This window comes from Parabacteroides sp. AF17-28 (genome assembly GCF_003479205.1).
In the GTDB taxonomy this organism is placed as follows: domain Bacteria; phylum Bacteroidota; class Bacteroidia; order Bacteroidales; family Tannerellaceae; genus Parabacteroides; species Parabacteroides acidifaciens.
In genome coordinates, this window is sequence record NZ_QUGV01000014.1 from 89,496 (window position 1) to 103,450 (window position 13,955).

The following is a 13,955-nucleotide window of genomic DNA, read 5'->3' on the forward strand; positions in this document are numbered from 1 at the left end:
TTTTGGTGGTTTTTTGCCATGTGGACGGTCGTTTTTCAAAAGAAGACGGTCGTCATCGCCATTACGACCGTCCTAATGGGTGATGCACTCGGCACCTCGCAAAGATTAAGACGGTCGTAATGGCAAAGAGGACGGTCGCAATGGCGAAAAACTCCCGGAAAAGAGGAAAAAGCCCCTTTTTGGCGTCAGAAAATTGGATTAACTTTTGTTTACTTTCGGGGCTTTCTCGAGACTAAAAAATGCGTTTTATACAATAACCCCTTGTAAATCGGAAATAATTTTCATGCCCATCCGTTCGAAATTCCATGCCCATGCAATTAGATTTCCATGGGCATGGAACAAGTCAGGGATGACTATGCCTGCTGCCTAATATCGATGCCTGGGGCTTAAAATAGCTAAATAAATGCGCCTGTAATTAACAAAAAAAGACGGATTGATCTCTGTTCCTCGAAAAACGCCTGAAAAGAGCCTTTCGATCGAAGAAAACTAAAAAATATAAAACATTGACAAACAGAGGAATAAGTGAAAACAGGACAGCGAAAGAATCGTTGAATTTTTACGTGAAAATCGGGTAAAAAATGATTGTAAATAATTGAAGTATAGTGAATTATCTTAGGTTGGGAGAATGACTAACGAAAACGTACGTTTAGATTCGTCATAATTCAGGTACAAAAATAGGCATAAGTTTTAAACCTGCAACTATATCCTCAAAGAAATTTCTTATTTCTATGTCCTTTCTTATCAACAGAATAGCTTAACGAGTACAAAAAACCGTGTTCTTAATACGAAGTGCAAAGATCGCAAAAATAAATGACTAAAAAAAATGTACGTTTTCTCTCGTCATTTTACAACGATTAAGAAAAATCGTGTTTGAACACGAAGTGTAAGGACGATATAGAATTCAATATACTATACATTATTATTAATTAAACATTTTAGAATTATGAACAAAAGATTTTCTACTCTTTTGGCTGCCGCTTTGGTAGCTGGTAGTATGTCTGCTAATGCCGCTGTTAATCCAGATGGAGAATTGGTTCCCGCTGGTATAAAGAATGGTGGTAATGTCTTGTTGAGACAAGTTAGTGGAGGTGCTTATGAAGGTCCATTATTTATTGCAGACAATAATGGTACTCTTTCAACTCGTTTCACTTCAGGCTCTATTGCTGCAGCTACTTTTGAAGAAGTTTTAGCAGCTACTTGGAAAGTTACAATCATTCCTGCCCAATCATTGAATGGTCTTCCTACTTACAAATTTGTAAATAAGAAAACTGGTGAACCTTTGGCTATTGTATTGAATACGAATAATAATGGTATTTCTACTGATGAACCGGCATTGGATGAAGCTGGTAATCAAGAATGGAGCTGGAATACTAAGTTAGGTTTGTATGCTACTACAAGTGACTCTACTTTCTTTTTTGTAAATGATGGAAATCAGGCCCGTTTGAAAGCCGTTAAAGGTGAGGCAGCTGATGCTGTTGCAGCTTTAACAGGTGGTGTTACTGCTTTCCGTTTGGACCCGACTATTGAAGGTTTTGCTGCTAAAGACTTGACTCCTGCCGGTTTCAACTTTTTGGTAGGTTCATCAAAGAAAGTTTATTTCAAGAATGACAAGGATGTAAAGAACTCGACTGCTACTCCTGCAAATATTCTGACAGGTAATACTTGGAATGCTCGTAGTGCTTCTGCTTCTGCAGACTCTTTGACTTCAACAGACTTGTTCTTAACGAACACAAAGAAAGCAGCTTCCGGTAATCCTTATATGTTGATGACAGATACATTGTTCTACAATATCACAACTATCGATGCAGAAAAATTGAATATGTTGGTTTGTGATACATTAGGAGCAATGCCTACTTGGGCTACTGATGGTAAGTATACAGCTGGTGTTATGGCAGGCTCAAAGGTAACTCGTGGAACAGGTGCAAATGCTAAAGAAGTTGCATTGCGTCCGAGCAATCCTGCTATATTTACTGGTGAATATTTCTTTGCTGAAGACTCTATGGTATTATATGCAAAGTATAAAGCTCAAAAGCCTACAACAGATAAGGTGATTACATCTGATGAGTATGCCACGATTTGTGATGATGCAGATGGTATCGGTCAGATCGCTCTGAAAGTCCTCAACGACAACAAAATCGTTTTAGCGCCGGCTGTAACTGATATCAGTACTGAAGCAAAGGCAACAGATGCCGATTATATCCTTCCGTTGATTCAGGTTGCTGAAATCGATGCTGCTACTGACGGACGTACATCTGTAGATGATGGTTTGTATTATATCAAGAATAATAAAGGTCAATATCTGGCTTCTCCGATTCATAAAAATGGAACTGCTGCTGAATGGGTAACTGTAAATGCTGATGAACAGAATGTTGCTCATATGCCGGCATTCCAGTGGGTTGTTTTGAAAGACAGAACTTATTCTACGAATGTGAAGAAAGTTTCTGCTGTAACTGTTGCAAACCGTGAATTTGAAGGTTTGTCAAGCAGCGTTCAGTTGATGGCTAAACCGGGTGCAAAATATATGTATGTATCAGGCGGAACAGATTCATTGAGCTACGTGAAGATTGAAGATGCAGCAATCTTAGGTGATACCTTGCTGGGTTATAAGAATCTGGAAGCAAACGATATGTTGGTAAACCGTTATACATTCAACTATCTGCATGCTTATACTCAGGACAAATATCTGGCTAAGTCAGCAGCTGACTCTACGGTAAATGTATTGTCTGAAGATAAAGAAGCCTTTACGCTGAAGAAAATAGGCGATATCCAGGATTACGGATATGAAGTAACAGATCCTGTTGCTACAAGAATCCCGGGCTTGAAACAATTAAGAAGACAGGCTTATCAGATCTATCTGGAATCTGCAAGCGGTGACAAATATTTGTGGGCAGAAACTGGTACGGAAAATAAATATGCAGTAAGTCCTTATTTGCATTATGCAAACACAGGTTTCTATCTGAAAGAAAACAATGATTTGTCTGAAGATAAGTGTTACCATGCATTGATTAAGGTAATTGGAACAGAGAATGATGATAATGTATATGAATTTGACGCATTTTCTTCTAAGGGTGGTGTAACAGATGATGATTTGTCTGCAACATTGAAAGATCAGGTAATCGGCGAAGTTCGTACTTCTGCATTCTTGGTGGCTCCGTATGATGCTCCTCTGTATCGTCGTTTCAACTCTCTGGCTCTGGAAGGCAACGAAGGTGATGCAGCTGATACATTGAGATTCAAAGAAAAATATCGTGGTGAGTATCTTCAGGTTGAAGCTAATCCTAACTTCAAAGTTAAAGGCATTGACTTCTTAGGTATCTATACTCCGGACTTCACGAAGGATGGTAAATCATTCATCGTTGATACTGCATTTGTAAATCGTTTCAACGGTAATATCAAACCTCAGTATCTGATTTCAATTGACCGTGTAGACCAGGCATTTGAAGCAGGTGAAATGTGTCCTGTTTGCCAGGAAATCGTAGCAAATGGTGGTACTCGTCCTGCAAACTGTCCTCACGATAAAGCAGGTAAGGCTCCGTTCCATATGGGTAAATACTTGGTTAACTTCGAAGATTCTACTGCAAATGCTATTAATAAAGCAGACTATAAGTGGAAAGGTTATACTCGTGCAGGTTTTGTAAAAGCTGCTCACATGGGTGATAGCTTGTATATTCTGACTGGCCAGTTTGCAGATGTAACTCTTGCTACATTTGATACTGCTGCAATTCATAAAGCAATCAAGGATAACAAATATGATAAAAAATATCTTATCGACTTGATTAAGAATGAAGATGCTCATCAGAAAGTAACTTGGTCTATGCGTTATGTTGATCCGACAATTGCTGCAAATGAAGTAGAAGCTGATCGTGCATTCTTGCTTGAATCTGATGGCTATGACAAGGATATTGCTCCTATCTATGGCGCTTGGTTAAAGATGCAGAATGGCTGTCTGGTATTGTCTGATTACTCAACATCGACATTTGATAAGATTACGAAGGGTGACGACGCTCTGATCTTCAATATCGAAAAGGGTTCAAAGGATGATATCGCTACAGACAATGAAACGATCGCTACATCAGAAGTGAAAGTAATCGCTGGTAACGGAAATGTTCAGATCATCGGTGCTGCCGGCAAGACAGTTGTTGTAAGCAACATCTTAGGTCAGACAGTCGCTAACACAGTCATCTCTTCTGACAACGCAACAATCGCTGCTCCTGCCGGTGTAGTCGTAGTTGCTATCGAAGGCGAAGAAGCTGTAAAAGCAATCGTAAAATAAGAATGAAATTATAATCAAATAATTCGATCGCGCGGTTTTGTGCGGGATGCGCGTAGAGACGGACGGCCGTCCGTCTCTACATTACGGATGAATATCCGTTTATCCCATACCAATGCCAATTACCCTGCGACAGGCGAACAAGCGGTCAGATTTAATATTAATAATACTAAAGTAATGAAATTAAAAGTTCATCTGCCTTTCCCTCTGTGAAGACCGAATGCAGACACAAAACAAGCCCCGACAGTTTGAATGCTGCCGGGGCTTCGTTTCGTTATCATTCCTAAAAAATACACCTCATTCCGCTCATTTGAAATAAGTTATTAAATATTCTGATTATATTTGCAAGTTATCAACAGGAAAGACGACTTTTCAACAAAACAGGCATTGTTTTCGTTGAACGGGTTTGTGTTAGGTTTTTAATGTTTAGTTTTGCTCCCGAATAAATAGACAAAGTATGGGAAAGATTATCGCTTTAGCAAATCAGAAAGGTGGGGTAGGTAAGACTACCACTACGATTAATCTGGCTGCGTCACTGGCTGCACTCGAGAAAAAAGTGCTGGTGGTGGATGCGGATCCGCAGGCTAATGCTTCGTCGGGATTGGGGGTGGATATCCGGAATGTGGAACTATCTATCTACGAATGCCTGGTCAACGGTGACGATCCGAAAGGGGCTATTACCAATACAGAGGTGGAAGGATTGGATATTATTCCTTCCCATATCGACCTCGTGGGTGCGGAGATTGAAATGCTGAACATGGAGAACCGGGAACAGATATTGAAACAAGTGCTGGTCCCGTTGAAAGACCGGTATGATTATATCCTGATCGACTGTTCTCCCTCTTTGGGCCTGATCACGGTGAACGCCCTTACGGCTGCCGATTCGGTGATGATACCCGTTCAATGCGAATATTTTGCGCTGGAAGGTATCAGCAAACTGTTGAATACGATAAAGATTATCAAATCGAAGCTGAATCCCGCTTTGGAGATCGAAGGCTTCCTGCTGACGATGTACGATTCGCGCCTTCGTCTGGCCAACCAGATATACGAAGAGGTGAAACGTCCGTTCCGGGACCTGGTTTTCACAACCGTTATTCAGCGTAACGTCAAATTAAGCGAAGCTTCCAGCTACGGCAAACCTGTGTTGCTTTACGATGCCGAGTCGAAGGGAGCCCTTAATCATATGCAGCTTGCACAGGAGCTGATAGATAAGAACAAATAATTCATAAGAGATGGCAGTAATGAAAAGATCGGCACTTGGCCGCGGATTGGATGCTTTGATAACGATGGACGACCTGAAGACGGGCGGTTCATCGTCTATTAGTGAAATAGAGCTGAGTAAAATCCAGCCCAATCCGGATCAACCCCGTTCTGTTTTTGAGGAAGAGACACTCGAGGAGCTGGCTACTTCCATCCGTTCCTTAGGTGTCATCCAGCCGATAACGCTGAAAGAGACAGGGCCGGACAAATATATGATTATCTCCGGTGAACGCCGTTACCGGGCCTCTTTGAAAGCCGGGTTGGAGCGTATCCCCGCCTATATTAAGACCGCTGCCGACGAGAATGTCGTCGAAATGGCGCTGATCGAGAATATCCAGCGTGAAGACCTGAACTCGATCGAAATAGCCCTGGCTTACCAGAAGTTGATCGACAGCTACGGGCTGACGCAGGAGAAGCTGAGCGAACGTGTCGGAAAGAAACGGGCGACGATCGCCAATTACCTCCGCCTCCTGAAACTTCCTGCCGAGATACAGATGGGGCTGAAGGATAAAAAGATCGACATGGGACATGCCCGCGCGTTGCTTCCCGTCGAAGATCCGGAAGTGCAGCTGGCCCTTTACGAGCAGATACTGGCGGAAGGATTGTCGGTGCGCAACGTCGAAGAGATCGTACGTGGCGGTGTAGACGCGGCAGCCCTTGAACAGGCAAAGAAAGAAAAGTCTGCCGAGCGGAAACCGAGATTGCCGGAGGAGTTCAACTTGTTGAAGGATCATCTGTCCAGTTTCTTCAATACGAAAGTACAATTGGTGTGTAACGATAAAGGAAAAGGTAAAATCACGATCCCCTTTGCATCGGAAGATGAACTGGAACGGCTGATCGGCCTGTTGGATAAGTTGAAATGAGAAACGGAAGAGTGATTCGGATGAGCCAAAAGATAAACAAAGTAATACTTATATTAGCCCTATTGTGTAGCTGTGTGTGGATCGGCTATGCACAAACGGAGATTACGGCAAAGCCGGATACGGTGATACCCCGCGATTCGGTTGTTACGGCTGTGGTTCCGACTCCGGGGGGAACGGCGGCCTCCGATTCGACAGTAAAAGCTGTGCTTTCGGCTGCCGACTCGTTACCCCAGCCCAAAGTGAAATTGAACGAGTTCAAGCCGGACCCAAACAAAGCCTTGCTTTATGCGTTGGTGCCGGGTTTGGGACAGATTTATAATAAGAAGTACTGGAAACTCCCGTTGGTGTATGGTGCCTTTATGGGATGTATGTATGCCATCACGTGGAATAACAAGAACTATAAAGACTATTCCGGTGCATATTTCGATATAATGGAGGACTACAGTAAGGTCCTGCAGGGACAGCAACCGGGGCATGAACCGTATGAGGGGCCCTGGAGTGATAGCTGGACGATCTTTGTGCCTGTCGGACAGGAGAGTTCGTATGTCTCGAACACCCAGTTCCAGGAGAACCTGAAGCGTCGGAAAGACTATTTCCGCCGTTACAGGGATTTGAGTATTATTATTACGGTGGGCGTGTACGCGATCAGTATAATCGATGCGTATGTGGACGCCCAGCTGTTTGACTTTGACATTTCTCCGGACCTGAGTATGCATTGGTCGCCGGAGGTTACGCCGAAGACCCGCTATACGCAGGCTTCGTACGGATTGAATTGCAGTTTTAAGTTCTAACATCATGAATAAAAACCTACTTATCCTATTCTGCCTGTTTTGCCTGATACAGCTATCCCGTGCACAGGATGCCATATTTGGCGAACCGCAGCATTCGACATTATCGACAGACTCGCTGTCTGACGTAGTGGGCCTGATACCTGAAAGCCTGGATGCCAATGTAGACAGTCTGTTGCATTCCTGGCACGTGCAATATTTTTCGAAAGTGGACGAATATTGCCATGATGACGAGGAGAATGTTTATTTCCCCGACTCCATTTATATCGAACGCCTGGAACGTCTGCCAAGCGTGATCCGTCTGCCCTACAATGAGGTGGTACGGGATTGTATCGATCTGTATGCCGCCCGTAAGCGTGACCTGGTGCGTTATATGTTGGGAATGGCTGACTTCTATTTTCCGATAATCGAGCGGGTGTTGGATAAGCACAATCTGCCTTTGGAACTGAAATACCTGGCTGTAGTCGAAAGTGCCCTGAATCCTGTTGCCCTTTCCCGTGTGGGAGCTTGCGGGTTGTGGCAGTTCATGCTTCCGACCGGAAAGATATACGGCTTAGAGATAAACAGCCTGCTGGACGAGCGCCGCGACCCGGAAAAGGCAACCGAGGCTGCCTGCAAATACTTTGAAGATATGTATGCCATCTATGGCGACTGGAACCTGGTGCTGGCTTCCTATAACTGTGGCCCGGGTAACGTGAACAAGGCGATCCGCCGTTCCGGCGGCAAGACCGACTTCTGGGAGATCTTCCGCTATCTGCCCCGTGAGACGCGTTCGTATGTGCCGCTGTTCATTGCGGCCAACTACATCATGAATTATTATTGCGATCATAATATCTGTCCGTTGCAGACCAGCCTGCCGTTAGCGACCGATACGGTGATGGTGAGCAGTATGCTTCATCTGCAACAGGTCTCCGATGTGCTGGGTGTAGACATCGAGCAGCTTCGCGCCCTCAATCCGCAATATAAGCGGGATATTATCCCCGGAAATACGAAACCGTCCGTGTTGAAGCTTCCTGCTAACCAGACATATGCGTTTGTCGACAAGGAAGATACCGTTTATACGCACCGGATCGAAGAACTTCTGGCGAACTGTGTGCCAGTCAATGCCGACGACGGATCGAAGAATCTGAGGCTCGAGAAGATCACGCACGTGGTTGCTTCCGGAGAAAACATCTATACCATCGCAAACCGCTACGGTGTGACCCCGAAAGATATCCGTAAATGGAACGGACTGAAGTCGAACCGCGTCGGTAGAGGGGCCCGCCTGCGCTTGCATGTCGATAACGGAGGAGTGACTTTTGCTTCTGCCAAGACACAGAAGGCGGAGAAAACAGAACCTGCCAAGGCTGTGCAGAAAGCGACTCCTGTCGCTACAAAGAGCAACCTGACCGCTCGCGCTACCGGTGGCAAGAGCCATACGTACACCGTACAGTCCGGAGACTCCCTGTATTCTATAGCCAAGAAATATCCGGGCGTTTCTACGGACGACTTGCAAAAGGTTAACGGGCTGACCAGCACTGATATCCGTCCCGGACAAGTCCTGAAAATACCTGTCGTCTAACTTTTTCTGTCGCTTTCGGGAATATATAAGCAAATATTTATATATATTTGCCTAATACACGTTTTAAATACGGAAGGGCATTCAATATGAGCGACATAAATAATACAAAAGACACAACGGAAATGCTGCCTGCGCAGGAGGTTAAACCTGTCCTCTCGCCGGACGAGCAGATGATACAGGACGGCTTTGACGAGCTGTTGCAGGATTATCTAAAATCAAACCATCGACGCAAGGTGGAACGTATTACCAAGGCGTTCAACTTTGCCAATCAGGCGCATGCAGGCGTGAAACGCCGTTCGGGTGAGCCTTATATCATGCACCCGATAGCGGTGGCGCGTGTCGTTTGCCGCGAGATGGGATTGGGGTCGACATCCATCTGTTCGGCTTTGTTGCACGATGTTGTGGAAGATACCGAATATACGGTTGAGGATATTAAGGACATGTTCGGCGAGAAGATCGCCCAGATCGTGGACGGTCTGACGAAGATATCCGGCGGTATCTTCGGCGAACAGGCTTCGGCACAGGCGGAGAACTTCCGGAAGTTGCTGTTGACTATGAGCGACGATATCCGGGTGATCTTGATCAAGATAGCCGACCGCCTCCATAATATGCGTACGTTGGGCTCCATGTTGCCCGCAAAGCAGTTTAAGATAGCGGGTGAAACACTTTACCTTTATGCTCCCTTAGCGCACCGCCTGGGGCTCTTTACCATTAAGACGGAACTGGAAGACCTGAGCTTCAAATACGAACATCCGCAGGAATACGCCTTTATCAACTTGAAACTGAAATCGACCGAGGCTGCCCGTAACACCTTGTTCGAGCATTTCGCCGTGCCGGTGGACAAGAAGTTGAAGGAAATGGGGTTAGACTATGAGATGCGCGCCCGTGTTAAGTCCGCCTATTCCATCTGGAACAAGATGGACAGTAAAGGCGTCAGCTTTGAGGATATCTACGATATATACGCTGTCCGCATTATCTTCGACCCGCTGCCGGGAGTGGATGAGAAAAACCAGTGCTGGGACATCTACTCGGCTATTACCGATATTTACCGTATCCGTCCCGACCGCATCCGCGACTGGGTGAGCCGTCCGAAAGCAAACGGTTATCAGGCGTTGCACCTGACCGTGATGGGACCCGACGGACAGTGGGTGGAAATACAGATCCGCAGTCGCCGTATGGACGAGATTGCCGAGAAAGGTTTTGCCGCCCATTGGAAATATAAAGAGCATAATGTGGAAGAAGATACGGAGCTCGATAAATGGTTGCAGACCATTACCGAGATTCTGGAAAGCCCGGACCCGAATGCGCTCGACTTCTTAGACACGATCAAACTGAATCTTTTCACCTCTGAAATATTTGTCTTTACCCCGAAAGGAGATATCAAGACGTTGCCGCAGGGAGCAACGGCACTCGACTTTGCCTATGCCCTCCACTCGGATATCGGTAATAAATGTATCGGGGCGAAGGTGAACCACCGGCTGGTTCCGTTAAGCCATCAGTTGGCAAGCGGCGACCAGGTGGAGGTCCTGACTTCCCGTTCGCAGACCCCGCAGCCGGAATGGTTGAACTTCGTGACGACAGCCAGGGCGCGTGCCCGCATCGACGGTATCCTGAAGAAGGGCCGTAAGGAAGCGGCTAAAGAGGGAGAGGTCAAAGTGATCGAAGCCCTTAAACGCAGCGCGCTGGAAGTTAATACGTCCAATCTGGATAAGCTTTGTATGTATTACGGTTTCTCCAAGCGTGAAGAGTTCTTCTATTCCGTGGAGAAAGGGGAGGTTATATTGCCGGAGAACCTCGGCAAGCTGTTGAAGGAGAAAACGGACAATGTCTTGTTCAAGTATGTGAAGCAGGCGCTCCGTGTCGCCACAAAAGCGACTACCGGCAAGAAGGAGGAAGACGAAAAAGAGCAACCGAAGGAAAAGCCGAAATATGATAAGAAGAAACCTTATATCCTGAAAGAGGAGGCTTTCGAACGTAATTACGTGATTGCCGACTGTTGTAAGCCGATTCCGGGAGATGAGTCCTTAGGCTTTATCAACGACGACGGCAATGTAGTGGTCCACAAACGTTCCTGCCCGATCGCCATGCGCCTGAAAAGTAGCTTTGGCGAACGCATCCTGAACACGGAATGGAGCAGCCATCATTCTTCGTTTGAGGCGACGCTCGAGATCAAGGGCATCGATTCGATGGGAGTGCTCAATACGATCACCCGTACGATCTCCGATGATTTCAATGTCAACATCATCCGTTTATTGATAGAGGCCAAAGACGGTGTGTTCGAAGGGAAGGTGAAGATGAAGGTGCACGATGTGGAGGATATCCAGCGGATGTGCGTCACCCTCTCGAAGATCAAGAACATCAAGTCCGTTGCCCGTGTAGCGGATTGAGCTATCAGGCAATGGAGATCAGATAAGCCGTATAGCCGATGTAGCAGGCAATCATCACAATCCCTTCGATCCGTGTAATCGTCCGTTTCTTGAAGAACCATCCGAAGATGTAAAGCAGTACGCACGAACCGATCAATACGCCGAGGTCCAGATTGGTAATGCCCTGTATATTGAGCGGGCTGATAGTCGCGCTGCATCCTAAGACGAAGAATATATTGAAAAGGTTGGAACCGATTACGTTTCCGATAGCCATTTCCGGATTCTTCTTTAGGGCGGCAACAACCGAGGTTGCTAATTCCGGCAGTGAAGTCCCTCCGGCAACCAGTGTCAGGCCGATAATAGATTCGCTGATACCTAAGCTGCGGGCGATTTCCGAGGCTCCGCTGACAAAGAACTGTCCGCCGTAGACCAATCCTGCTAAACCGCCGGCAATGAACAGGACGGACTTCCAGACAGGCATATCCTTGATTTCCGACTCGCCTTCGCTACTGCCGTTGTGGGCGATGGCGAACGTATATCCTAAGAAGATAAGGAAAAAGCACAGCAGGAGCATACCGTCGCTGCTGCTGATCGTATTGGCCGCCGCTTTGTTGATCAGCACGTCGTTTGCACAGATGAATAAAACGACGGAGGCCAGTATGCAAAGCGGGATTTCCTTGCTTAACGTACCTTTGGTTACACTGATCGGGACGATAGCGGCTGTACAACCTACAATCATCAGCGTGTTGAAGATATTACTTCCGACAACATTCCCGATCGCCATGTCCGCGCTACCTTTCAGCGCCGAAACGACACTGACAGTCAACTCCGGGGCGGATGTCCCGAAAGCTACGATTGTCAACCCGATCACCAAGCTGGAGATATGAAAGCGTTTGGCAACCGAGGCAGCCCCGTCGGTCAGTGCGTTTGCACCGACCAAAATAAGGAGCAATCCTCCGATCAAAAGGACGATATTCATCAGAATGGCAGGTCGTCGATCGGGTTGGCCGGACCAAAATCGGGAGCGGCTGATACGGCAGGAGCGGAGGCCGGTACGACGTTTTCCGGAGTCATGGCACCCGGTGCTGATTGAGGTGCGGCGGCCATCGGGCGTTCAACTTTCCAGGCACTGATGTTTGTAAACCAACGTCCCTGATATTCGCGGCTGTCTATGTCGAAAGAAACTGTAAGTTCTTCTCCGGGCTGTATGGCTGCCTGCTCGATGCGGTCTGCACCGAAGATCTGGAAGCATACTTTCTTGGGGTATTGGTCATGTGTTTCCAGGACATACTCCTGCTTTTTCCACTCGTTTCCACTTTTACTGATACCGCCTTGGACAGGCAGTACGGCGATGATTCTTCCCGTAATTTCCATGTTTATTGTTTTATTAAATTGCTGCGAAGGTACGATTTTCCGGCATAACAAGCTAATTCTTTGAGTCTGTTTTTACCTGCAGGAGGCTATTTGGGAGTGTCGAGAACCTCGAACGCATCCTTCATGGCAAGCAGCTCTTCCTTAATTTGTTTCAACCTGTTCACGATCTCTTCGTGACGGATGGTTGTGTCCGGGTTTTCTTTCAGCTTTTGTCGCGCTCCCGCCAGTGTCATGCCGCGTTCTTTCACCAGGTGATAGACCAGGCGTATGGCGTCGATATCTTCCTGGCGGTAGGAACGCGTTCCCTTGCCTGTCTTGCGCGGGCTGATCTGGTCGAATTCCTTTTCCCAGAAACGCAATGTCGACTCGTTGACGTCGAACATCTGCGCCACCTCGCTGATGGAGAAATAGAGCTTTAGATTTTTATCTTTATTTAATGCCATCCTATTAAACAATGTTTAATCCATAACCTGGCCGTGATTTTCGGCAATCTGTATCATGCGGTCGTATTCTTCCGGGGTGAGGTCCATGTAGTAGTACTTGGACGGGTTGTCGTGCTTGCCGCGGACGATCACCTCGTAGTGGAGGTGCGGGCCGGTCGACTTACCGGTGTTTCCTACTTCACCGATCACTTCTCCGCGTTTCACCTTCTGCCCGACACGCGCACGGAACTTGCTCATGTGTCCGTAGAGTGTCTGGAAGCCGTGTCCGTGGTTGATCATCAGACAGTTCCCGTATCCCTGTTTCCAGGCGGCGAAGGTGACGACGCCGTCGCCGGTGGCATATATTTCCGTTCCCACTTTGGCGGAAAAGTCCATGCCGGAGTGGAAACGGGGCGTGCGGTAGATCGGGTCGATGCGGACACCGTAACCGGATGCCGTACGTTTCAGGTCTTTATTCGAGATCGGCTGGATAGCCGGAATACATTTGCTTCGTTCCTCCTGATTCTTGCCGAGTGTGATCAGCTCTTCCAGTGAATTGGACTGTACATAAAGCTGTTTGCTCAACATATCCATCTTTTTGGTGGTCGCAACGACCAGGTCCGGATTGGACAGGCTCATCAACTGCTCGTAACGGTTCGAACCTCCGAAGCCGGATTTGCGGACGGATTCGGGAATGGATTCTGCCTGGAAAATGGCACGGTACAGGTTTTCGTCGCGCTGTTGTATATCGTCCAGCACTTCCAAAGCATTGGTCAGGCGTAGCGAAAGCACCTCATACTGTGTCTGTAACAGCTTGTTTTCCTTCTTCAGAAGCGATTCGACGGGCGAGTCGAACGTGCGTGACAGGATATAAAAAATACCTACGCCGATCGCAATACCGATACTCAAATGTCGGAGTACACCGAAAAAACGGTCTTTGGCGGAGGGGTAAACACGTTCGTAACTGAGCGTGTTGGGGTTATATAAGTAATATGTTTTTCTGCTTTTAAATAGTTTCATCAAATATTTTCTTGCTTGGATACGTGCAAAA

General features: G+C 46.7%; 10 protein-coding genes. 6 read left to right on the forward strand and 4 right to left on the reverse strand.

Annotation, left to right across the window (positions count from 1 at the left end; all coding sequences use genetic code 11):
- The first annotated feature begins 1,066 nt into the window (after nt 1-1,066).
- The 6 genes from DWW90_RS11820 to DWW90_RS11845 all read left to right on the forward strand — a co-directional run bounded on the left by DWW90_RS11820 (nt 1,067) and on the right by DWW90_RS11845 (nt 11,129).
- Nucleotides 1,067-4,273, forward strand: coding sequence for a DUF6383 domain-containing protein (locus tag DWW90_RS11820; protein WP_147382425.1), 3,207 nt, complete (start codon nt 1,067-1,069; stop codon nt 4,271-4,273).
- A 454-nt stretch (nt 4,274-4,727) separates the two neighbouring features.
- Nucleotides 4,728-5,492: a ParA family protein gene (locus DWW90_RS11825; protein WP_115500378.1), complete on the forward strand. Its 765-nt coding sequence runs from the start codon at nt 4,728-4,730 to the stop codon at nt 5,490-5,492.
- A gap of 10 nt (nt 5,493-5,502) precedes the next feature.
- Nucleotides 5,503-6,393 carry a ParB/RepB/Spo0J family partition protein gene (locus tag DWW90_RS11830; RefSeq protein WP_115500379.1) on the forward strand — a complete coding sequence of 297 codons (891 nt, stop codon included), beginning with the start codon at nt 5,503-5,505 and terminating at the stop codon, nt 6,391-6,393.
- Nucleotides 6,390-7,184 carry a DUF5683 domain-containing protein gene (locus tag DWW90_RS11835; RefSeq protein WP_233547731.1) on the forward strand — a complete coding sequence of 265 codons (795 nt, stop codon included), beginning with the start codon at nt 6,390-6,392 and terminating at the stop codon, nt 7,182-7,184. The genes DWW90_RS11830 and DWW90_RS11835 overlap by 4 nt, the downstream gene beginning before the upstream one ends.
- Nucleotides 7,185-7,188: 4 nt before the next feature.
- Complete coding sequence (locus DWW90_RS11840; RefSeq protein ID WP_122345113.1) at nt 7,189-8,742, forward strand: lytic transglycosylase domain-containing protein; 1,554 nt, start codon at nt 7,189-7,191, stop codon at nt 8,740-8,742.
- A 122-nt stretch (nt 8,743-8,864) separates the two neighbouring features.
- Nucleotides 8,865-11,129, forward strand: coding sequence for a bifunctional (p)ppGpp synthetase/guanosine-3',5'-bis(diphosphate) 3'-pyrophosphohydrolase (locus DWW90_RS11845; RefSeq protein ID WP_199662194.1), 2,265 nt, complete (start codon nt 8,865-8,867; stop codon nt 11,127-11,129).
- Between the two features lie 4 nt (nt 11,130-11,133).
- On the opposite strand, the gene DWW90_RS11850 is transcribed toward DWW90_RS11845, so the two are convergent.
- The 4 genes from DWW90_RS11850 to DWW90_RS11865 form a co-directional block, all read right to left on the reverse strand.
- On the reverse strand, nt 11,134-12,087 hold the full coding sequence (locus DWW90_RS11850; RefSeq protein WP_122345115.1) for a calcium/sodium antiporter: 954 nt from the start codon (nt 12,085-12,087) through the stop codon (nt 11,134-11,136).
- Nucleotides 12,087-12,482 (reverse strand): DUF3127 domain-containing protein, encoded by a 396-nt coding sequence (locus DWW90_RS11855; protein WP_115500384.1) that lies wholly within the window; start codon nt 12,480-12,482, stop codon nt 12,087-12,089. Before DWW90_RS11855 ends, DWW90_RS11850 begins: the two co-directional genes overlap by 1 nt.
- Before the next feature lie 86 nt (nt 12,483-12,568).
- Nucleotides 12,569-12,925, reverse strand: coding sequence for a MerR family transcriptional regulator (locus DWW90_RS11860; protein WP_122331825.1), 357 nt, complete (start codon nt 12,923-12,925; stop codon nt 12,569-12,571).
- Between the two features lie 15 nt (nt 12,926-12,940).
- Nucleotides 12,941-13,924, reverse strand: coding sequence for a M23 family metallopeptidase (locus DWW90_RS11865; RefSeq protein WP_115500386.1), 984 nt, complete (start codon nt 13,922-13,924; stop codon nt 12,941-12,943).
- Between the last annotated feature and the right edge of the window lie 31 nt (nt 13,925-13,955).